Genomic DNA, 22,705 nt, shown 5'->3' on the forward strand with positions numbered 1-22,705 from the left:
TTTCGTGATGACCAGCAAACCCTTATTATAATTGATTGGCAAAAGTTTTTTGATGTTTAATAGTCTCTTTTTGGAACGATCGTTTTTTTCGGCCTAACGAAAATTTATCGTAAAATTTGAAGTGAAGATCACTTAAAATTTTAGGCTGATTGAGCCGGCTGAAATAATTTCTAATGCACTGATTCTAAATGCGAGTTCCTAAAATTTAGGGATTGAACGATAAATTTAGATAAAGTTTCGTAAGACTAGATTTTTTTGGTTCGTTTTTTCATCAATGGAAAAAATGAGCTATTTAAATATTTAGGACGCTATTGTTCCAAAATAAGTATTCTTCTCTATTGGGAAACATCTAATAATAGTCCAAACTTTTATATCTTGGTCTTTCAAAGAATCTGATGAAAAAAGCATTAATAACAGGCATTACCGGTCAGGATGGGGCATATCTTGCCGAATTGCTTCTCGATAAAGGTTATGAGGTTCATGGTATAAAAAGGCGTTCTTCCCTGTTCAATACCGAGCGGATAGATCATTTATATCAGGACCCTCATGAGAAGGATATTCGGTTTAAACTGCATTATGGAGATCTTTGTGATTCTATGAACCTTACCCGAATTATCCAGGAGGTAAAGCCTGACGAGATTTACAACCTGGGAGCCATGTCGCACGTTAAAGTGAGTTTTGACATTCCAGAATATACCGCTAATGTTGATGGAATGGGAACTTTACGAATTTTAGAGGCGATTCGTCTTTTAGGTCTTAGTGAACAGACCCGTATTTACCAGGCATCAACTTCAGAGTTGTATGGGAAGATAAAGGAATCTCCGCAAGATGAAAAAACTGCATTTTATCCGCGTAGCCCCTATGGAGTGGCCAAACTTTATGCCTATTGGATTACTGTAAACTACAGGGAAGCATATAATATTTTCGCCTGTAATGGAATCCTTTTTAATCATGAATCACCAAGAAGAGGGGAAACCTTTGTAACCCGAAAGATTACCCGAGCCGTAGCCCAACTTTCCCTGGGGCTTCAAGATTGTTTGTATCTCGGGAATTTAGATGCCAAAAGAGATTGGGGTCATGCTAAAGATTACGTGCGGGCCATGTGGCTAATGCTGCAGCAAGATGAGCCCGATGATTATGTTCTGGCTACAGGAATCACTACCAGTGTAAGGGATTTTGCGAAAATGGCTCTTGCAGAAGTGGGGATCGAAATAGGTTTTGCAGGAAAAGGTACAGAAGAAGTTGGAAAAGTTGTTAGCTGTTCAAATCCTGAATTTCAATTAGAAAAAGGAAGAATAATTATCAGAATCGACCCCGATTATCATAGGCCTACAGAGGTAGATTTATTATGTGGGAATGCCGAAAAAGCTAAAACGAAATTGGGCTGGGAACCGGAATATGATATTAAAATGCTAATCAAAGAAATGGTGAATGCCGACCTTGGGTTTTTTAGAAGGGAAAAACATCTGGGCGATAATGGGTTTAAAGGTTTAAATTACCATGAATGATGCGAAAAGACGCGAAAATTTATATAGCGGGACACAGGGGAATGGTGGGCTCGGCTTTGGTGAGAAAACTAAAGGCGGAAGGCTTTAACAATCTTCTCCTTGAGACCCGACAAAAGATGGATCTCACTCAACAGCAGGTCGTGGCAGATTTTTTTCAGAGGGAAAGACCCGATTATGTTTTTCTTGCTGCAGCCAGGGTAGGTGGGATAGTTGCCAATCAAAATCATCCTGCCGGCTTTATGTATGAAAACCTGATGATTCAGAATAATATAATCCATCAGAGCTATGTGTCAGGGGTGAAAAAGTTATTGTTTTTGGGCTCTTCCTGCATTTATCCAAAACACGCACCGCAACCTATTAAGGAGGAATATTTATTGACTGGGGCTTTAGAACCCACAAATGAGGCTTATGCTTTGGCGAAAATAGCGGGGTTAAAACTGTGTGAGGCGTATACAAAAGAGAACGGCTGCAATTTTATTTCGGTAATGCCTACTAATTTATATGGTCCGGGAGATAATTATGATCCCGAAAATTCCCACGTGTTGCCTGCTTTATTACGTAAATTTCACGAGGCTAAACAAAATGGAAACACTAAGGTAACAATTTGGGGTAGTGGTGAGCCCAAGAGAGAGTTTCTGCACGTAGATGACCTGGCTGAAGCCTGCTTTTTTTAATGCAGCGAGCGTCTGTTAAAACTGCCCTGAATATAGGAACCGGGAAGGATATCAGTATTTTAGAACTTGCCGAACTCATTAAAAAACTTACGGGTTATAAAGGAAAGATTGTACATGATCTTGGTAAGCCCGACGGTACTCCCAGAAAGCTTCTTGATGTATCTGAAATCAATAAGTTGGGCTGGGAAGCTAAAATTTCGCTTCAAAAAGGGATTGAGCAGGTTTATAAAGATACGTTTTTGTAGTTTTTAAAAAAGCCGGCTTCGACTTTCTGAATAATCGTCCTCCCGGTCTTTTATTCAGGCTCAGCCTGACAATTCTGGTTTGTGAAAAAGCTATTATTAAAACGAGTTGTCACACTTAGCCGACGACTTTGGAGTCGAAAGTCGAAGTGTTTGGTAGTGGGTTGCTAGAGTTTAAAGTTAAAAAAGGCGGCTCGACTTTCTGAATAATCGTCCTCCCGGTCGTTTAATCAGGCTCAGCCTGACATTCCTCTAATTATTAAAACGGGTTGTCACACTGAGCCGACGACTTCGGAGTCGAAAGTCGAAGTGTTTGATAGTAAGCTACTAGAGTTGCCCCCCTTTCTGTAGCTTAGTTTTTAATGCAGAAAAGATCTCTCCCAACATGGCAAGCATCAATAAAAGCTCTAAACTTGCTTGTGGCATTCGAAACCGAAAACCGGAATAGGTGACCACGCTAATTGCAATGGTAGAGAATACCAGGGCTATGGCAAAAGATCGCAAGTATTTATTTTTTGAAAAGAATACATAAAAGATTAGCGTAAAAAGTGCCAAAACCTGGAAAATAACACGACCTGTTTCCAAAAAACCGGGCCGGGCCGTTTCGGGAAATGGATTAAAAGCACTCATTAATTTTTTTCCAATAATTGGTAAAATAAGATCGGGGTTGTTTTTTATAAAATCTAAGGTAGCATCTTTGTATAAATTCATTCTTGCTACTTCATTGCGGGATTTTTTTTCATCAAAACCATAATCCTTTAATACTAAGGTTTCATCGGCAAGGTCACCTTTTGTATTGCTATGCAGGCGTGGAACATCCTTATTCCAGCCTTTGGCCATTACTGCCCCAGAAGAAGTGGTAAGTACAACCTGGTTTGCGTCCAAGACTATATAATTTCTAATAAACCATACAGATACTACAGAAATGCAAATAATAGCACTTATAAATAATTTTTTAAAACTGAATTGCTTGTAAATAAAGAGGACGAGCCAAACTGAAAAGGGTAAAAATAAATAATAGGGATGCGAAAGGATCATAATTCCCGCAACCAAAGATTGGATAAAAAAACCTTCTTTTTGTTGTATATACCTTACCAGCAAATAAACCCACAAACTCATAAAAAAGAAGGTTATTGGTTCAGACAGGAAGACCCGGGAATATAATTGCCAGGCGGGATGAATGGCATATAGGAAGCAACCAAAAATGATAAGAACCTCCTTTAACTTTAAAAGTTTTAGCGTTTTATAGAAGATAAAAATCCCCAATAAATGGAGTAGGAATTTAAAAATAAGAATATAGGTGAGATTGTAACCGAATAAAATAAATATGCCGGCTATTAAAAAAGGCCAAACAGGAGGTCGAAAGGCTGTGGGTTTGGCTTCATTTACTTTAAGATGTTCTATTTTGTTTGTTTTAAACAGCTCTAAAAGCTCCCCCCGGTTAAATGAAGTATGCCCATATACTCCCGTTTTTCCAAGGCTTGTTGCCAGGTGAATGTAATCAAAAGCATCACCATTTGCTTCATATTTTAAAGAGTTTGAAACTTTGAAATTATATATTAGAATAACAAAGAGGAGAATTCCGCATATGATTTTAAAATTTCTTATATGAATGGGTTGAAACGTCAAGCCGGTTTATTTTCGTCCTATTATTATAGTAGATAAGCCAAACAGGTTCAGGCTTAGTTTATCCAGAATCTTCCAGAGAGGAACCAATTTGTTGTAAATCTTCATTTGTGAAGCTGGAATCATATCTTTTTTTAAAATCTTGCCACTAAAAAACCAACCTGTAATGCCAATTAAATTAAAATATCGTGAATGTGAGATTTTTAGATTATTATCGATAAACAATTTAGATAAAGACTGTTTAGTGTACCTACGAAAATGCCCCAGTTCTTCATCAAATTTATTATAAAGGCTGTTATAAGAAGGAACCAAAATAATTAATTTACCACCTTGCTTTAATAGTTTTTTACAATTTTCGATTGCAAGGCGGTCGTTCTCTATATGCTCAATAACGTTAAGAGCAAAAACAGAATCAAAATAATTTAAATATTGTTTATACTCATTATCGAAATCAGGATGCACTAAATCTATTGTATCTACCCCTAATAAATTAGGGTACATTTTAAATTTTTCCTTTAAAACCGAACAGTATTCACTTCGAAAATCGGTTAGCATAATTTCAGATCCTTCTTTAAGAAAGAAATTAGAGATATTTCCCAGTCCGCTACCAATTTCCAAAATCTTACCTTTTGTAAAAGGAAAAATAGTTTTAAACATCCATTGGTTGAAATTATCAGCTTCACCAATAATATCAAGGGTTTCTTTACCTTTTTTATCAGAAATAGCTTCAATTTTCATCTGAAAATATTGTATTTAAAAATGCAGTACATCGCCCTCATCGCATCTTTCCAGTTTATTTTTTTACCATCTGCATAGGTACGCCCGTAATACGAGATGCCTACTTCGTAGATTCGTATGCCTGGAATTCTGCTTATTTTTGCAGTCACTTCGGGTTCAAAACCAAACCTTTTTTCTTTCAGCTCCAGTGATTTTAGCACATCGGCCCTAAAAAGTTTATAGCAGGTTTCCATATCGGTTAAATTAAGGTTGGTAAAAGCATTGCTTAGAAAAGTGAGAAATTTATTTCCAATGGAGTGCCAGAAAAATAGAATGCGGTGCGGGTTGCCTCCCATAAAACGGGAGCCATACACGACATCTGCTTTACCTTCAAGTACCGGCCTTAGCAAATAATTATATTCATTTGGGTCATATTCCAGGTCGGCATCCTGGATAACGATATAATCCCCGGTGGCAAGATGTATTCCCTTATGCAAGGCTGCTCCTTTACCCTGGTTAACTTCCTGCTTGTGATAATGAATGTTTAGGTCTGGGCTTGAACTACTAAAAATACCCACTAATTCAGCCGTACGATCTGTGGAATGGTCATCGATAATAATTATCTCTTTTTCCAGGGGAAAATTCAGGGCTAAATTTTCTAGTTCCTCTAGAATGGGAATAATGGTTTTTTCCTCATTATAAGCCGGGATAAGTATGGATAGTTTTTTCAAGTGAGGCTAAGTTTAGGTCAAATATATATTTTTTATATAAATAAAGTTTTAATTGTTTTCAGGGTAACCTTAAATCACTCTTCAGTTATGTATTATTTCCTTAATTTCCCCAAAAAAAAGGTCAAAATCACTTTGTTTTCTTAGTATTAAGAATTACTCCTATATTTATTTTTAAAAAGAGGTAAAAGGAATAAACTAAATTTTATGTTTCGAGTAGAATTAATTCAAAATTATATAAATGATAATGCTTATTCAAGATATCTTGAAATAGGTACTTTTAAAGGTGGCTCACTCTTTCCGATTAAATGTAAAAAGAAAATTGCTGTCGATCCTCATTTTCTTTTTTCTAAAAAGAGAAAATTATATTGGATAGCCAGGAATAATTGTAATATTTGGAATTCCTATTATGAAATGAGCAGCATTGATTTTTTTACTTTGAAAAAGAAAAGATTTTTGGATAATAAAATTGATATTGCGTTTATAGATGGTTTACATACATTTAAAGCTAGTCTTAAAGATACTCTGAATACTTTGAGTATACTTAAGGAAGGAGGAACTATAATTTTGCATGATTGTTTACCACCACACGAAGCTGCAGCTGCTCCAGCAGAATCGTATGAAGACGCATATAAAAAGCGTGATAATAAATGGACCGGACAATGGTGTGGAGACGTTTGGAAGACCATTGTTTATTTAAAACAAAAATATCCTAATTCTTTGGACGTTTTTACAGTGGATGAAGATTACGGCCTGGGTGTAGTTAAACCTTTAGATTCTAAAATGGACTTAGAAATAGATTTTAATTTATTTCAGGAAATCAATACCAAAGATTTCCAATTTTTAAAAAAGGATTACAAAAATATCTTGAACTTAAAACCAAAGGATTTTAGATAATGTTTGTTACAATGCATAAATATGATAAAAAAGTAAATCTCATTGGAAAAACCTAAAAATGACTGGCTTTACGAAATAACCCCCAAGCGAAAGTTTATAGATCTCAATTATAAGGAAATCTGGGATTATCGGGATTTGCTCATTTTGTTTGTAAAGCGGGATATTGTCACAGTATATAAGCAAACCATCCTGGGGCCACTGTGGTTTTTTATTCAACCATTATTTACCTCGGTGATCTTTACGCTGGTTTTTAATAATATCGCTAATATCCCCACTGGGAATGTTCCTCCCTTTCTTTTTAACCTCGCCGGGATCACTGCATGGAATTATTTTAACCAGAGCCTTACACAAACTTCCAGCACCTTTAGGTCTAATGCTGGTATCTTTGGAAAGGTGTATTTTCCCAGGGTGATTATGCCCCTAAAAACGGTGATTTCAGGCTTGTTTAAATTTGGGATCCAATTAAGTATTTTGGTTATTTTTTATATTTATTTTCTTTTTCAGGGGTATGAGTTACAGCCTAATACCAACCTGTTCCTCTTTCCAATTTATGTTTTGATGATGGCTCTTTTAGGTTTGGGAGCAGGGATGACGATCTCTTCCTTTACCACAAAATATCGCGATCTTACGGTTTTAGTGGGTTTTGCGACATCTTTGTTAATGTATATCTCGGCGGTACCTTATCCCTTGAGCCAAGTGTCTGAAAAGATTCCGGAGTTGGCCTGGTTGGTGAATTACAATCCCCTGGCACAAATTATTGAAGGCTTTAGATATATGCTACTGGATACAGGGATGTTTAGCTGGAGCGGCCTTTTCTATACCCTGGTCTTTTCTATAGGCCTGTTTTTAATTGGGCTTATAGTTTTTAATAGAACTGAAAAGAATTTTATTGATACGGTTTAGATTAGTAGTTAGTCGATAGTTTTTTTGGTATATATTAGCAGTTAATCGTCAAGGATTTTATATCAGTTTTTGAATGGGATTAAAAAAATCGAAATGCTATATTCATTAAAAAAAGAGCTATATAGAAAATTTGGGTTTAAGTACAAAAATGCGCGTAATCGAAAAATAATTTTTGTAGTGAGTACTGACCGTTGCGGTTCAACGAGTATAACAAAAATGATTAACCAGCATTCAGGGTTTTTAGCATACCATGAAGATTTTCCGGAATTAATAGAGTTAAGTACTAAACTGGCCGAAAACCCTTAGCTCAAAGATCAAATCTATGGTGAAATAACAGTCTTATTTCAGAAAAGAATATGGGAGGGTAAAAAAAGACGGATTATAGTTCATTCAGATCATCGGATGTGGAATTTAATCGAGTTTTTAGCAAATTATTTTCCAAACTCCAGTTTTATTCACTTAATGTGAAACCCTTATGATTCAGTTCATTCATTTTACTAAGAGGGTGGTATACTGAAAATGATTTAAATGGCGAGAATAATATTTATGGTAAATATAGATTACAGGGGGATATGATAGGAGTAATATCTTCAGAAAAATGGAATAGCTTTTCTAGAGTTGAAAAGTGTACTTGGTACTGGATTTATGTTAATACATATATTGAAAAGGAATTAAATAAATTACGTGTCGAAACAATTAAATTGGAACAGTTAAATGCTGTTATGAATAAAAATATAAAAGAAAAATTTGGAGTAGAATCTGAATTTAAATTTTCAAATATAATTGCTAACCGTAGTTCGAGTTATTTTCAAAAAAACACTGAATATGAGCAGGTAGCACAAGCACTTCTAAAAATAGAATCTCATTTTAATATAAGGTATTATAAAAATGATTAAAAAATTGAAAAAAAAGATAAAGGGATTTGTGGATGGAAGGGTTAAGTTGATTAAAGATCAAGAACTAAAAAATCAACAAACCAACTTCAATTATAATCTATTCTCAAATCTTTTTAATGAGGAAAGTTTTATACCTTTTTCAACTTGGTCTATTTCACCGAATACAATTTTACATATTCTTAATGATATTACAATTAACCAGAGACAAAATATAATAGAATTTGGAGCGGGTGCATCTACTTTCTACATTGCAAAATTAATAAAGGTTCTGAAATTCAATTCTGTCTTCTTTTCTGTTGAATCTGATGAAAAGTGGGCAGCTGAAATTCAAAGACAACTGGAATTATATCAACTAGAAAATTATGTGAAAATTATTTATGCTCCATTGAATGAGATTCAGCCTAAACTTGCTTACAATGAGCAGAAAATATGGTATGATATTAAGATTTTAGATAAATATATGCACGATATAGAGAATGTTGATCTCGTGGTTGTAGATGGACCGTTTGGAGGAAGTACACCTTATGCCAGATATTCAGCTATTCCATTTTTGCGAAAAAAATTAACTGAAAGCTATTCAATATTTTTAGATGATGTAAACAGGAGCCAAGAGAGGGAAATAATAAACCAATGGAGCACATCTTTAAATAAAAAAGTTAAATATTTTGATCGATATGCAATAATAACATCAGAAACAAATTTTGAAGCCACCCCATTCCAATTGACAAATTTACCTTTATAAAATTTTAAATTAATCTTTTTAGTGCAGCCCCTAATCTCCATAATCATCCCCACCTTCAACCGGGCTCATTTAATCGGGGAGACCCTGGATTCAATCATGGTGAAAACTTATCAAAGCTGGGAGTACATAGGCCAGATAACAGTGCTATAGTTTATACCTCTGATTTGATGGGATATAACTGTAGTGAAGATACCCGGAATTAAACCATCTCCAAAAGTGTGAATTTCCGTTAAGGTTTAAAGTTGTAATTTGAGCAAGACTATTGGTTTTGATAAATAAAAAATATGAAGGTAAAAACAATATGTAGTCAACAACTTGCCAGACAAATCTTAAAAGTTAAAGGATATTCCGAAAACAAAAATCACTATGTTTTCGCTGATCCGAGAGGGGGGAGCACATGGTTAATGGAGATAATCCAAACTATTAAAAAAGAACCTGTAATATGGGAACCCTTATATTTAAAACTTAAAAATAGTCCATTTAAAAAGCTAAACTTTGGCTGGAGACAGTATATTCCGGAAGATGCCGAATGGGAGGAAGCAAAACAAGCTTTCGACAGGCTTTTTTCCGGAGAAATTTATGCAGAGAATACGCTAAAATTTAAAACTTTACTTAAATTGCTAAGATCTGAAAGTTTTCTTTTTAAGATATGTAGGGGGCATGCTTTGTTGCCCTGGCTAACTCAAAATTATAATTTCCATTATAAACCAATTTATTTGATTAGACATCCATTTGCCGTTGTAAGTTCACAATTGCGTCATGGAGCCTGGGAATATTCTTTTAATTCCTTTGAAATACCTCAAACACCATATAACCAGCATTATTTAGAACACGAGGCTTTTTTGAAAACCATAAAAACAAAAGAAGAAGCTTTAGTTGCAAATTGGTGTTTGTCGAATTCTATTCCTTTAAAGCATCCTGAAAATAATAGAAGTTGGATAACAATTAATTATGAGGAATTAGTCTTAAAACCAGAAGACTCCATCAATAGGATCTTGAAATCCTGGAAATGTAATTATGACGTTTCATCTATTGATTTTAGAAGGAATAGTGCAACAACAAAACCGGATAGTCCTGCTTTAGTAACCGAGAGACTGGCAAACTGGGAAAAATATTTTAATAGTTCGCAGTTGGATAGAATGGGGGCAGTTCTGGATTATTTTGAAGTTAAAAACTACTCAAAATCCAATCCTATGCCAGAAAAAAGTTTTTAATAATTCATTACTAAAGGAGCTTAGTTATAATATTGCAACGTCATATTTATGATTCAAACCTTGATAAGTATTATAATCCCAACCTTCAACCGGGCGCATGTACTCGGGGAGACCCTGGATTCAATTGTCGCCCAAACCTATACCAATTGGGAGTGCATCATTGTAGATGACGGCTCAACAGATTACACGGCTGAGTTACTGGGATTTTACTGTGAGAAAGATTACAGGTTTCAATTCCATTCCCGGCCTAAAAATCGTCCTAAGGGAGCCAATGCCTGCAGGAATTTCGGTTTTGAGCTAAGCAAAGGAGAGTTCATCCATTGGTTTGACAGTGATGATCTCATGTCGAGGGATAATCTCCTGGACAAAGTAAATTATTTAATCACCAATAAGGATTTAGATTTTTGTATAGGTAAAATAGTCAGGTTTGAAGGGAATTTTAAGGATGATAATTTTACGTATCAGCATGGAGATTTAAAACCGGAAAAAGAGCTTTATACCGCATACATAACCGGCCGCCTCTCTATTTTAAATGTTAATCCACTTTGGAGAAGAGGGCTGTTTACACCCGGGAAGTTATATGATGAAAGCCTGGAGCAGTTTCAGGATCTAGATCTTTTTTCCCGTATAATATTTGAAAACAATCGGTTGGGAATAATCAATAAAAATCTAATTTATATAAGAAGGAATAATGAATCTATAAGCACAGTTAATTCCAGCTTTAAGCTTGATGTACCATCGTTTTTAAAAGTAAAAGAAAGGCTGATTACACGTAGCCCCTGCAATAAAACCATTGTCGTATATATTATTAAAGATGTACTTTGGGCCATGAGATGGAGTATGGCCAAAAAAGCTTTTGCCGAAGCCCGAAGCTGCCTGAACTTTTGTTATAAATACCGGAATTTATTGCCTTTCCCTTATCGGGCGCGATTACTAAGGGTGGGTGTCTTTTTTAAACTGTTTACTGCGCTAAATGGAGGAGATACGCGATTCAGAAGCTATTTAAAAATTTGAAACAGGAATTGTAATCTGGAAATTAAAAGCTAGAACTCTTGTCGAACTAAAATGTATTTGACTTAGCATTGGAATCAGATGCAAACCCATAAATTTTTATTACTTTTCAGCCATAAATCGACTACTAAAAACTGTCTTTTCACATACCACCAATTGAATTATGAGTATTATCCTAAAAGCCGAAAATATTTCTAAACAATACCGCCTGGGGACGGTGGGTACAGGGACTTTAGGGGACGACCTGAAACGCTGGTGGTATAGTGTTCGTGGCAAAGAAGATCCTTTTTTGAAAGTAGGTGGTGTAAACGACAGAAGTGCTAAAGCCACCGAAGATTATATCTGGGGCTTGCGAGATATTAATTTTGAAGTAAAGCAGGGAGAAGTTTTAGGTATTATAGGAAAGAATGGGGCAGGGAAATCTACTTTGCTTAAATTGCTTTCGCGGGTAACTTCCCCCACTACCGGAAGTATTAAAACCAAAGGGCGTATTGCCAGCCTGCTGGAAATAGGTACCGGGTTTCACCCGGAGCTTACCGGCCGTGAAAATATCTTTATGAACGGGGCGGTGTTGGGCATGACAAGGGCCGAGATTAAGAATAAACTGGATGAGATTATAGCTTTCTCCGGTTGTGAAATGTATATAGATACTCCTGTTAAACGTTACAGCAGTGGGATGACCGTAAGATTAGGTTTTGCCGTAGCGGCTCACCTGGAACCTGAAATCCTTGTGGTAGATGAGGTGCTGGCCGTAGGCGATGCCGAATTTCAAAAGAAAGCGATTGGCAAGATGCAGGATCTTTCCACAGGAGAAGGGAGAACCGTAATTTTTGTGAGTCATAATATGGCGAGTATTCAAAACTTATGTACAAGAGTGATGCTTATGAATAATGGTCAAAATGAAAAAATAGGATTTACCGATGAAGTCGTTGATTATTATTTAGAAAAATTCAGGAATACTTTTGTCTCTAAGGAATTGGAGAATAGATTAGATAGAAAAGGTAATGGTCAACTTAAATTTTTGAGATATTGGTTTGAGAATAAAAATGGTAATCAAACAAATTCCTTGCAATCTGGTATGAATTGTAAAATGATTCTCGAGATCATAAATACATCCGAAAGAAAAATAAATAACATAAGAATTTCGGTAGGAATAGATGATAACCAGTCCAGAAGAATTACTTTATTGGATAATACATTGACCAATGTTAATATTCAATTTGAACCTATAGAAACTCGGCAAATCAAAATAGCAATACCTAATTTACCTTTGCAAGGGGGGCAATATTATTTCACATTATTTGCTAGTGAAAATGATAATATTGCAGATTGGGTAATAAATGCCGGTGAGTTTGAAGTGGAGTTTGGAGATTATTTTAATACTGGTAAAGTAGTTAAGTCTAGCCAAGGAAATTTTCTAACACAACATAAATTTTCTGTGAACTCAAAATAATCCAAATTATACTTTAGAATATGATATTGAGTCAATTAAAAGCTCTGATTAATTTTAATCAAGCTCAAAATAATAGGATATTAGAACAGAACAGAGAAATTATATTGCAAAATAAAGAAATCATTTGGGCTCAAATATTTCATGATTCGATTAAAGGCAAACCAGTTCTAGAAAACCTTCCGTTATTCGTCGGGCGATGGGCCGGTAATTATACTCTATTCTATGTGCTTTACAGGATTCTGAACGATTTTCGACCAGAAAGAATATTAGAATTGGGCCTGGGAGAATCCAGTAAATTTATATCAGTTTTTAACCAAGCTTACTCAAAAAAATCAAACCACCTCATAATTGAACAGGACGAAGTCTGGAAAAATAATTTTATCAAAGATTTTGAGCTTTCTGACAATGCGGAAATATTTATTTCACCTTTAAAAATGGAATATGTTAAAGACAATGAAGTAAAAGTCTACTCTTCATTAAATAAGGTGTTAAGTCAAAAATTTGATTTCTATCTGATTGATGGTCCAAATGGAAGTAGCAAATATTCCAGGTACGATGCATTTAAAATTGCTAAACAATTTAATCCAGAAGATAATTTCATTTTATTAATTGATGATTTTGAAAGGGAAGGTGAAAAAGATACGGTTAATTTAATCCGATCTGAATTTCAGAAAAAAAAGATTGAATTTTATACGGCTGTATATACAGGTCTAAAAAGTGTCTTGGTTATAGGATCCAAGAAATATAAAAATGTTCAGAATTTTTAATTAAAAGAATACATTCTAAGTATTTAATTGAATGAATAGAGATCTAGCTCCCATTGTGTTATTTATTTATAACCGGCCCTGGCATACCCGGCGAACTTTGGAAGCTCTTAAGCAAAATGAACTGGCCGCAAATAGCAGACTAATTATATTTAGTGACGGGCCTAAGGAGAATTCCACCGAGGAAGAATTAAATAAGGTTAAAGAGATAAGAAATCTCGTTAAGGAGGAAAAATGGTGTGGGGCAGTAAAAATCATTGAGCGTACGGAAAATTTAGGATTGGCAGAATCAGTGATTCTGGGAGTAACAGAGTTGATAGAAGAATATGGACGAGTTATAGTTCTGGAAGACGACATTATTGTCGGAAAGTATTTTCTGAATTTTATAAATGAGGCCTTAGAACTTTATAAATTTAAAAAAAGAGTTTTTGGTGTAAGTGGTTATCAATTTACCCCTTCGAAAGAAATAAAGGAATCGACTTATTTTTTACCCATTATGAGTTCCTGGGGGTATGCAACATGGGCTGATAGATGGAGTCAAATTAATTTTAATGGTGAGGAATTACTAGAAATTGTAGAAAATAAAAAAATAGGGAATAAGCTGAATTTTGGAAGTATTAATTATCTGAAAATGTTGAAAGATCAGGTTGATAATTTAAATAATTCATGGGCTGTCCGATTTTATGTTTCTATGTATTTAAAGAATGGACTATTTCTATATCCTAATAAATCCTTACTTCGTAATATAGGTTTCGATGGCACAGGAATTCATTCTGGCAGCAATCCATCAAAACACTATCGTGACCCAAAAGAAATAAATTCTTTAATTCCTGTTCAGAATAAAAAAGTGAAATGGAATAAAAAAAATGTGGATTTATCTATGAAAGGTACTTACAATAGTTCAGTTTCTAAAAATAGTGGCTTTAAAACAACCTTAAAGAATATTTTGCCACCTGAATTAATTCAATATGCCAGGCGTAAATTGAAAAGAGATAATTCTTTAGATATAGATAAAACTTCACCGCGTTACACAAGAAAAATAATTCAATTTGAAGATCAGGAAATAATAGTGCCTGATGTTGCATCCTTTAATTTTATGAAAAAGGAGATCTTTGAAAATGAAGTTTATAAATTTTCAACTCATGAATTATCTCCCTACATCATAGATGGAGGTGCTAATATTGGTCTTTCAACTATTTATTTTAAAAAACTATTTCCTAATTCTAAGATAATAGGGTTTGAACCCGACCCGAGTATTTTTGAAATACTTAAAAAAAATATTAGAAAATTTAATTTCCAGAATATAGAGTTAGTTAATAAGGGGCTATGGAATGTAAAGAAAGAATTAGAGTTCTGGTCCGAGGGTGCAGATGCAGGTTTAATCATAGAAAAGAAAGACTCTAAAAAGACAACAACAAAGATAGAAACCACTTCCTTGAATGACTATTTAACTTGTCAGGTGGATTTTTTAAAACTGGATATAGAAGGAGCTGAAACAGTAGTATTAAAAGATATCCAGCCTAATTTGGGTAAGATCAAGCGGATATTTGTAGAGTATCATTCGTTTGTCAATCAACCTCAAAGTATAGATGAAATATTAAGGATTTTAATTGAGGCTGGATTTAGGCTTCATATAAATGCTCCGGGATTATCTAGTCAATCCCCTTTTGTTAAGCTGAATACCTATAATAATATGGATATGCAGTTGAATATTTATGGCTTTAAAGAGGAGTAATGTGAAAGTTTTAATTGTAAATACGTTTGATAGAGGCGGCGCTGCTAATGCCTGTAAAAGATTGCATCTTGGCTTGTTAGAGGCAGGAGTAGAGTCTAAAGTTCTACTGAAGAATAAGCAGAATAACTGGTCTCAATCTTTTATTTTGCCTCCTAAGAGTACTCCTCCTTCTTTAAATGAAAAACTAAAGACAAAAGTTATAAGGATTTTAAAAGGAGTAAAACTTTATCCAATAAAGCCAGAAAAACAAAAGCCAGGAATTCCTTTTCTTCAAAAGCGATCAGAAAAACTTGAAATGTATAGTTTCCCCCATTCAAATTATGACATTACTCAATCTCCTTTATACCAACAAGCTGATATTATCAATCTTCACTGGGTAGCGAATTTTCTCGATTACAAATCTTTTTTTCTAAAAAACACTAAACCGGTAGTCTGGACGCTGCATGATATGAATCCTTTCCTTGGAATAGATCATTATGCTGAAAAATATATTGGGATGGATACGCATGGAGAGCCGATATCAAGAAGTATTTCTAAGGAGGAGTCTAAGATAAACAGAGATTTCGCAGATTTAAAAAAAGATTGTATCGAGCAAATTGAAAACCTTACAGTTATTACCCCCTCAAGGTGGCTGGCTGCAGAAGCATCTAAAAGCGAAGCTTTCAAGGGTAGAAATGTAAAAGTGATTCCTTATGGATTGGACGATATAGTATTTGCTCCCAGAGATCAAAAAACCTCTAGGGAAATTTTAAATCTTCCTTTAGATAAAAAGATCATTCTTTTTGTTGCAGATTCAGTTGTAAATAATAGAAAAGGTTTTAGTTATCTTGAAAAGACTTTAGAAGAATTCCAAACTGAAAAAATTTTACTATGTGCCGTTGGGAGTAATGTAAAATTGCGGTCTAATGATAATTTAATAGAACTAGGTGAGATTAAGGATGATCGACTAATGAGTGTAGTGTATTCAGCCGCTGACGTTTTTGTGATTCCTTCTTTAATTGATAATCTTCCCAATACGGTGCTTGAATCTATTATGTGTGGGACCCCGGTTATTGGTTTCCCTGTAGGAGGAATACCAGATATGATTGACCACGGTAAAAATGGTTTGTTAGCTGAAGAGATCAGTGTAAAATCTCTGGTTAAAATTTTAAAGGAATTTTTGGATAATCCTGAAGTGTTTGACAGAAAGGAAATTAGAAGGGCAGCTAAAGAGAAATATAAGGGAAAGGTTCAGGCAAAAAAATATATGGAATTATTCAACGAAATTTTAAAAGCTTAATTTTAAATTATTACTACTTAAATTGTAGGTTAATCCTAATTATGTCCAAATCACATTTAATATCAATCATTACTATAAACCTCAATAACCTGGGAGGTTTAAGAAAGACTATGAAAAGTGTTTTTGAACAAAGCTGGCAGGAATTTGAATATATTATTATAGATGGCGGTTCTACCGATGGGAGCAAAGAATATATTGAATCGAATAGCGATAAAATAGACCATTGGGTAAGTGAACCTGATAAAGGGATTTTTAATGGAATGAATAAAGGAATTAAAAGGGCTAATGGAGAATATTTACTGTTTTTGAATTCTGGGGATTGGTTATATGATGAAAAGGTTTTAAATATTGCTGCTGAAAAACTTGATAGCTGTGATGTTTTTTATGGTAATATTATTAAAGTTTTTCCTGATGGAAGAGAGATATTGGATAAAGGCACCAATGGTGAAGAAATTACTTTGGAGACATTTGGGAATGGAAGTTTAAATCATCCTAGTAGTTTTATAGGCAAGCATTTATTTGATAAATATGGACTGTACGATGAAAATCTACAAATCGTTTCAGATTGGAAATTCTTTCTAATCGCATTAGGTTTAAACAACGCTAAAGTGTCTTATATTAATCAACCCTTTTCTTATTTTGATGTTACTGGTATCAGTAGTAATAATTATGGTCAAATAGAGAGGGAAAGAGATCAGGTTTTGAATAAGGAAGTGCCTACTCCAATTTTGAAGGATTTTTTAAAACTGCAGAAAATTAAAAAAAGATTAGAAGATAAAAGATATCAAAAATTTGAGATTACCGACCAAAAAAAAATATCTAGAAAATTGCATTCAATAATTTTTAAACTTTTTGTCTCAAAATAATCTAAGAACCGGGTTAATGCACGGGATTATAAAAATACATCTAAGCTTATATTTAATATTAATTTGAAATCGATCCTTTTTAAAATATGGAAATTTCCGAAACTCTCGGAAACCTTTATAGTGAATCAGGTAATTTTGGCCATTAAACTTGGTTATGAGGTAAGGATACTAACGGAAGAAGTTTGTGATATACCTAAAAATGCCAACCAAGAACTCTTCAGGGAATATAAGCTTGAGGATAAGCTGATCCTAGAAGACTATAAAATACCAAAAACAAAATTTAGACGGGCACTTAAGGTCACAGGGTTGATTTTTAAAAGACCTGATCTTTTAGCTTCTTTGTTAAGGTTCTATAGAAAGAGTCAGAGAAAAGGTTTCTTTGCTGTTTTTCAGTTCTTTTTTTACAAAAAGCTCAGGGATTATGATATCATTCATATCCAGTTTGGAACTAACAAGAATCCGGTTGATATATTAAAGAAGACCGGGTTTTTAAAAAGTAGGATTATAGCCAGTTTCCACGGTCATGATCTCTATTTTCCGATTAATAACCGAATTCCCAATGACGGTTATTATGATTTGTTGTTTGAAACCGCTGATTCTTTGATAGCCAACACCCCTTTTCTAAAAGAAAAATTGCTTGATTTAGGAGCACCGGCAGAAAAAATAAAAGCAATTCCCGTGGCAGTGAACACTCAGTATTTTAAACCCGTTTTTAAAAAGGATGTTGATAAGAAAATTAGATTAGTAACCGTTGGTAGGATGGATGAACTTAAGGGACAGGAATATGGAATAAGAGTAGTAAATCGTCTGATTAGGAAAGGTATGGGGATAGAATATTTTCTTGCCGGTGGCGGTATATATGAAAGAAGATTAAAAGGGCTTGTAAAAGAATTGGAGCTCGATAAATTTGTCTTCTTTGTAGGGAATCTTGATCAGAAAAGAGTATGCACTATATTGCAAGCCTCAGATATTTTTCTAATGACTTCCGTGATAAACAAAGCCGGGATGGAGGAAAGTCAGGGACTGGTGACCGCAGAGGCGCAGGCTTGTGGATTGCCGGTGGTTGCCTTCGATACAGGAGGAGTGAAATACACTCTTATAAATGGTGAAACCGGATTTTTGTGTAAAGAAAAAGATTTGGATGATTTTGCCACTAAGCTTGAATTTCTTATTAAAGATCACCATTTAAGAGTGAAAATGGGAATAATAGCAAGAGACTTTATCGAACAAGAATATTCAGAGATCTCTGTAAGAAAAAAATGGCGGGAAACCTATGGTTAAAAGTAGTTCCTTATTTTAGCAAGAAATAAAAAAAGATGCAGCCCCAAGGAAAGGTTTCCATTATTATTCCCTGTTATAATGATTATTTATATATAGAAAAAGCTATAAATTCTGCTTTGTCACAAACCTGGCAGAGTAAGGAAATTATAGTAATTGATGACGGTTCGGACCAAAAAACCAAACAAGTACTTAAAAGTTTAGAACCAAAAATTGACCTGTTAATTACCCAAGAAAATAAAGGAGTGAGTGCGGCTAGAAATAGGGGAATAGCAATCGCCAGCGGGGAATTTATAATGATATTGGATAGTGATGATTACTATGAAAAAGAGTTCTGCGAAAAAGCAATTGAGATATTTGACAAAAAACCGGAGGTTAAATTGGTAAGTTGTTATGCAAATTGGTTTGACAAAAAAGGTTTCAGGTTATTTAAACCACTTGGAGGCAAGGTGGAAGATTTTCTTGTAAAGAATTGTGTTCTTAATGTAATTTTTAAAAAGAAGGATTTTATTCTTACTGGGGGATATGATGAGAATATGGAAAGTGGCTATGAAGATTGGGAATTTTATATAAGGCTGCTAAAAAGCGGAGGTCATGCTTCGATAATTCCCGAAGTCCTCTTTAATTACAGAAATAAGCAAAATTCCAGAAATAAAAAGGCGAACCTTAAAAAATTTGATATCCTGGAATATATATATAACAAACATTCGGACCTATATAAAGAACATTTCTCTTTATTCATTCATGAATGGTTGAAAACTAATAGAAAAAGTGAAGCATTTAAAAAACAAGTAATGGATAGCCTGGATTATAAAATCGGAAATAAAATATTGAAACCTTTTAGAGCTTTGGGAGTATTTAAAAAATCAAAAAAATAATGGCTATTGTTACAATAATAATGGGAACCTTTAACCGTGCCCATTTAATTTCAGAAACTTTGGAAAGTATTTTAAATCAGAGTTTGAAGAATTGGGAATGTCTTATTATAGATGATGGTAGTAATGATGATACCGCCAAGGTTGTTGAAAAATTCACATCTAAGGATCCACGTTTTTCTTACCTGCAAAGAACCCGGGAATATAAAAAAGGATTACCCGGATGTAGAAATCAAGGATTGGATCTGGCAAAAGGAGAATTCATTGTCTTTTTTGATGATGACGATATCCCCCATCCCCAATTATTGCAGCTTACAGTAGCTGAATTGAAAAAATCTGATCATGATTTTTGCAGATATCTTAGGAGTACATTTATGGGGCGGTTTTCAAAGGAATTTATACTTGTTGAGAGTTATTCTACAAAAAAAATTGGCCAAAAAAAATTGGAAGCTGTTATTATGAATGACCTCCCATTTAACTCCTGCCAGATAATGTGGAGAAAATCGAGTATTGGTAAGAGCCGTTTTGATGAAAACCTTATGTATGCAGAGGAGTGGGAGTTTTATACTCGAATTTTAAGTACGGGATTAGAAGGGAATTCAATCAATAAAGAATTATATTTTGGAAGAAAGCATCCCAACTCCAATACAGGGGAATTCTATAGAAAAGAACCTATAAGACTGAGTTCTCAAATACAGGCCGCAAGCTTAGTGATAAATAATCTTGCTTCTAAAAAACTCTTTAGTGAAACCTTAAAATTTTTTTTCCTGAGAATGGGGTTTGAGTTAAAATCTTTTAATATAATAAAGTTGAGTTTAAAAGCAGCTAATGCCGGAGTAATGGAAAAATGGAAATATAAAATAGGTTTCCAGATATACCCGGTTTTGAAACCCATTTTTTATCTTAAGGCCAAAATTCTAAAATCTTGAAAATTCTCCTCTGTTTTGGTACCCGCCCGGAAGCTATAAAAATGGCTCCGGTAATTTCAGCATTAAAAAACAATCATCTGGAATACTCGGTTTGTGTTACCGGGCAACACCGGGAGATGCTGGACCAGGTGCTGGATTTCTTTGAAATAAAACCAGATTTTGATTTAAAGCTTATGCAGAAGGAACAAGGCTTAAACTCCCTAAGTGCCTTAATTCTTGAAAAAGCAGATGTAATTCTACAGGAAGCTAAACCTGACCTTATCCTGGTACAGGGAGATACTACTACTGCATTCATTGCTGCCCTGGCTGCTTTTAATCGCGGGATAAAAATAGGACATATCGAAGCGGGTTTACGTACACAGAATTTGCATTCTCCTTTTCCTGAAGAAGCCAACCGACAATTAATTAGTAGGATAACTGATTTTTATTTTGTTCCTACCGATTTTAATCGGAACAATCTTTTGAGGGAGGGAATATCTGCAAACAAAATTTTCACCACTGGGAATACTGTAATTGATGCTTTAAGAATGGCGGAGGAGAAACTTAAAAGCGGGTATGAAAATGATGAACTAAAAAAACTCAAAGGCCTGCTAAATAAAAACAAGAAATTACTTTTAGTTACCGGGCATCGCAGGGAGAGTTTCGGGGGCGGATTGGAGGAGGTATGTAAAGGTCTACGGAAGTTTGCCGAAAGGAAGGATGTGCAAATTATCTTCCCTGTGCATTTAAATCCCCAGGTTCGTAGAAAGGTTTTTGAGATTTTAGGCAAGCATCCGAATATTCATCTTATCGACCCTGTGAGCTATCCCAGTTTTGTATGGTTGATGATGCAGGCAAGCACCATTATTTCAGATTCGGGTGGCATACAGGAAGAGGCCCCATCTCTAAAGAAACCCGTTTTGGTGACCAGGGAATTTACCGAGCGGGAGGAAGCGGTAATTGCCGGATTTTCAACTGTGGTAGGGGCTTCCGAAGAAATGCTCTTAAAGAAATTAGAGGAACTCCTGGAGAATCCTCCGGATTTTACAGGAGTTCAGAACCCCTATGGAGATGGCACTGGAGCCCAAAAGATTGTAGAAATCATAAAAAAACAAAATGCCTGAAGCTATAAAAAGAATCTTGGTCGTAACTGAGTCGATGATGTGGATGACAGCAGCGGTTCCACCGGATGGAACGCTATTTACGATAGGTGGAAAACTATTCAGTAAAACTATAAATCAAGTGATAAATCTTTTAAAACTAAATTTGTTTTCTCTAGTGTTTTTATATAGAAAAATATTTAGACTTTACTCGTCCTATTTTAATTTGTTATGAAAATTCTCTATATCAATGCTAATCTAAGGGATTATCTGCAAGATATTATTTATGGGGGGCTGGTTAAAGTGCTCGGGGCCAATAATGTGCATCCATTCCCTTTCAATCATTCATATTATTTTAATTTAAGAAAATACCCTAAAAATATAGGTTACTGCAAGGGTGGTTTCTTTGCCTATTTGAAAAATAGATTTTTAAGTTTTAAATATGATTGTGTAATAGTTTCTTCAACAAAACATCAATCTTTTGATTTCTATTCCAAAATTCTGGATATAATACCAGATTCCTGTCCTATAGCGTTTCTGGATGGGGGAGATTGGGCTGAAATAGGAGGTGATTTAGCTAGATTAGGTTATCCTAATCTTTACCAAAACACCATAAAAAAAAGGCCTTTTGACCTGATTTTTAAGAGAGAAATGCTTAAAAATGTTGATTATCCATCAAATGTTTATCCTTGTCCTTTCGCTTTCAATATGGATAGGATTAAAAATACTAAAAAGGTTACGGCAAAAAAATATGATGTTTCTTTTTGGGCAAATGAATCACATATCTCAAGAACGAAAATATTCTCTTTACTCAAAGGAAAATATGATTGTGAAGAGAATGGAACTTCCAGGGAATGTTCTTTTGGATCCTTCAATAGGAGAGGGAATTTTTATTTTGAGGAACTTAAAAGATGTAAAATAGTTCTAAATGTAAGAGGTATGGGATGGGATACTTTACGATTTTGGGAAGCGCCTGCTCTTGGTACGTTCATGTTATCTCAAAAACCCAGTATAGTGATTCCAGATGATTTCACAGATGAAATGAATATAGCTTACTTCGAAGATGATTTTTCAGATCTTTATGAAAAAATAGATTATTATCTGGTGAATGAAAGCGTTAGAGAAAAAATAGCATCTGCTGGATACCAACACATTTGTAAACACCATACAGACATTGCCAGGGCTAAATCAATTATCAAAAGGATCAGTAGCCTATAGAATATAATGTTAAACAAGGATATTAATGCTGGATCTTCAAGAGGAAAATTATAGGATTTGGAGGATATCTT

21 protein-coding genes and 1 pseudogene are annotated in these 22,705 nt (G+C 34.5%); 19 read left to right on the plus strand and 3 right to left on the minus strand.

The annotated features are described in order from the left end of the window. Positions 1-395: 395 nt before the first annotated feature. Positions 396-1,508, plus strand: coding sequence for a GDP-mannose 4,6-dehydratase (gene gmd, locus B5X51_RS09100; protein ID WP_079720871.1), 1,113 nt, complete (start codon positions 396-398; stop codon positions 1,506-1,508). Beyond that, positions 1,508-2,427: pseudogene (locus B5X51_RS09105) on the plus strand (GDP-L-fucose synthase family protein). The gene gmd and the pseudogene B5X51_RS09105 overlap by 1 nt, the downstream one beginning before the upstream one ends. Positions 2,428-2,751: 324 nt before the next feature. Here the strand turns inward: B5X51_RS09105 and B5X51_RS09110 are convergent. From B5X51_RS09110 to B5X51_RS09120, 3 genes are read right to left on the minus strand one after another with little or no spacing between them, the layout of a single operon-like run. After that, on the minus strand, positions 2,752-4,053 hold the full coding sequence (locus tag B5X51_RS09110; RefSeq protein ID WP_079720872.1) for an ArnT family glycosyltransferase: 1,302 nt from the start codon (positions 4,051-4,053) through the stop codon (positions 2,752-2,754). 6 nt (positions 4,054-4,059) lie between these two features. Further along, complete coding sequence (locus tag B5X51_RS09115; RefSeq protein WP_079720873.1) at positions 4,060-4,788, minus strand: class I SAM-dependent methyltransferase; 729 nt, start codon at positions 4,786-4,788, stop codon at positions 4,060-4,062. Then, positions 4,785-5,498 (minus strand): glycosyltransferase family 2 protein, encoded by a 714-nt coding sequence (locus B5X51_RS09120; protein ID WP_079720874.1) that lies wholly within the window; start codon positions 5,496-5,498, stop codon positions 4,785-4,787. The genes B5X51_RS09115 and B5X51_RS09120 overlap by 4 nt, the downstream gene beginning before the upstream one ends. A gap of 204 nt (positions 5,499-5,702) precedes the next feature. Here B5X51_RS09120 and B5X51_RS09125 point away from each other — a divergent pair, with 204 nt between their 5' ends. The 17 genes from B5X51_RS09125 (at position 5,703) to B5X51_RS09210 (ending at position 22,634) form a co-directional block, all read left to right on the plus strand. Next, on the plus strand, positions 5,703-6,392 hold the full coding sequence (locus tag B5X51_RS09125; RefSeq protein ID WP_079720875.1) for a class I SAM-dependent methyltransferase: 690 nt from the start codon (positions 5,703-5,705) through the stop codon (positions 6,390-6,392). A gap of 42 nt (positions 6,393-6,434) precedes the next feature. Beyond that, a complete protein-coding gene (locus B5X51_RS09130; protein WP_079720876.1) occupies positions 6,435-7,295 on the plus strand; it encodes an ABC transporter permease in 861 nt (286 codons plus the stop codon). 572 nt (positions 7,296-7,867) lie between these two features. Then, positions 7,868-8,191, plus strand: a complete 324-nt coding sequence (locus B5X51_RS09140; RefSeq protein ID WP_079720878.1) for a hypothetical protein — start codon at positions 7,868-7,870, stop codon at positions 8,189-8,191. A gap of 4 nt (positions 8,192-8,195) precedes the next feature. Further along, positions 8,196-8,933 (plus strand): class I SAM-dependent methyltransferase, encoded by a 738-nt coding sequence (locus B5X51_RS09145; protein ID WP_139374856.1) that lies wholly within the window; start codon positions 8,196-8,198, stop codon positions 8,931-8,933. Positions 8,934-8,954: 21 nt separating this feature from the next. Beyond that, positions 8,955-9,083, plus strand: coding sequence for a glycosyltransferase (locus B5X51_RS16095; protein ID WP_394331563.1), 129 nt, complete (start codon positions 8,955-8,957; stop codon positions 9,081-9,083). Positions 9,084-9,217: 134 nt separating this feature from the next. Next, positions 9,218-10,147: a sulfotransferase family protein gene (locus B5X51_RS09150; RefSeq protein WP_079720880.1), complete on the plus strand. Its 930-nt coding sequence runs from the start codon at positions 9,218-9,220 to the stop codon at positions 10,145-10,147. A gap of 48 nt (positions 10,148-10,195) precedes the next feature. Further along, positions 10,196-11,161 (plus strand): glycosyltransferase family 2 protein, encoded by a 966-nt coding sequence (locus B5X51_RS09155; protein ID WP_079720881.1) that lies wholly within the window; start codon positions 10,196-10,198, stop codon positions 11,159-11,161. 160 nt (positions 11,162-11,321) lie between these two features. Beyond that, the gene (locus B5X51_RS09160) at positions 11,322-12,611 is read left to right on the plus strand and encodes an ABC transporter ATP-binding protein (protein ID WP_079720882.1); all 1,290 of its coding nucleotides are present in this window, start codon (positions 11,322-11,324) and stop codon (positions 12,609-12,611) included. Positions 12,612-12,715: 104 nt separating this feature from the next. Next, entirely contained in the window at positions 12,716-13,378 is a 663-nt protein-coding gene (locus B5X51_RS09165; protein ID WP_176132745.1) for a hypothetical protein, read from the plus strand. A 97-nt stretch (positions 13,379-13,475) separates the two neighbouring features. Continuing rightward, on the plus strand, positions 13,476-15,110 hold the full coding sequence (locus B5X51_RS09170) for an FkbM family methyltransferase (RefSeq protein ID WP_176132746.1): 1,635 nt from the start codon (positions 13,476-13,478) through the stop codon (positions 15,108-15,110). Between the two features lies 1 nt (position 15,111). Then, the gene (locus B5X51_RS09175) at positions 15,112-16,389 is read left to right on the plus strand and encodes a glycosyltransferase (protein WP_176132747.1); all 1,278 of its coding nucleotides are present in this window, start codon (positions 15,112-15,114) and stop codon (positions 16,387-16,389) included. A 41-nt stretch (positions 16,390-16,430) separates the two neighbouring features. Further along, positions 16,431-17,255 (plus strand): glycosyltransferase family 2 protein, encoded by an 825-nt coding sequence (locus B5X51_RS09180; RefSeq protein ID WP_079720886.1) that lies wholly within the window; start codon positions 16,431-16,433, stop codon positions 17,253-17,255. A gap of 120 nt (positions 17,256-17,375) precedes the next feature. After that, positions 17,376-18,536, plus strand: a complete 1,161-nt coding sequence (locus tag B5X51_RS09185; protein WP_139374858.1) for a glycosyltransferase family 4 protein — start codon at positions 17,376-17,378, stop codon at positions 18,534-18,536. 35 nt (positions 18,537-18,571) lie between these two features. After that, the gene (locus B5X51_RS09190; RefSeq protein WP_079720888.1) at positions 18,572-19,411 is read left to right on the plus strand and encodes a glycosyltransferase family 2 protein; all 840 of its coding nucleotides are present in this window, start codon (positions 18,572-18,574) and stop codon (positions 19,409-19,411) included. After that, positions 19,411-20,337: a glycosyltransferase family 2 protein gene (locus B5X51_RS09195; protein ID WP_245828731.1), complete on the plus strand. Its 927-nt coding sequence runs from the start codon at positions 19,411-19,413 to the stop codon at positions 20,335-20,337. The genes B5X51_RS09190 and B5X51_RS09195 overlap by 1 nt, the downstream gene beginning before the upstream one ends. Continuing rightward, positions 20,334-21,440, plus strand: coding sequence for a non-hydrolyzing UDP-N-acetylglucosamine 2-epimerase (wecB, locus tag B5X51_RS09200; protein WP_176132748.1), 1,107 nt, complete (start codon positions 20,334-20,336; stop codon positions 21,438-21,440). Before B5X51_RS09195 ends, wecB begins: the two co-directional genes overlap by 4 nt. A 207-nt stretch (positions 21,441-21,647) precedes the next feature. Continuing rightward, positions 21,648-22,634 carry a glycosyltransferase family protein gene (locus B5X51_RS09210; RefSeq protein WP_079720892.1) on the plus strand — a complete coding sequence of 329 codons (987 nt, stop codon included), beginning with the start codon at positions 21,648-21,650 and terminating at the stop codon, positions 22,632-22,634. The last annotated feature ends 71 nt before the right edge of the window (positions 22,635-22,705 follow it).

Origin of the sequence: Salegentibacter holothuriorum, from assembly GCF_900168045.1 — a bacterium.
Taxonomy (GTDB): Bacteria; Bacteroidota; Bacteroidia; order Flavobacteriales; family Flavobacteriaceae; genus Salegentibacter; species Salegentibacter holothuriorum.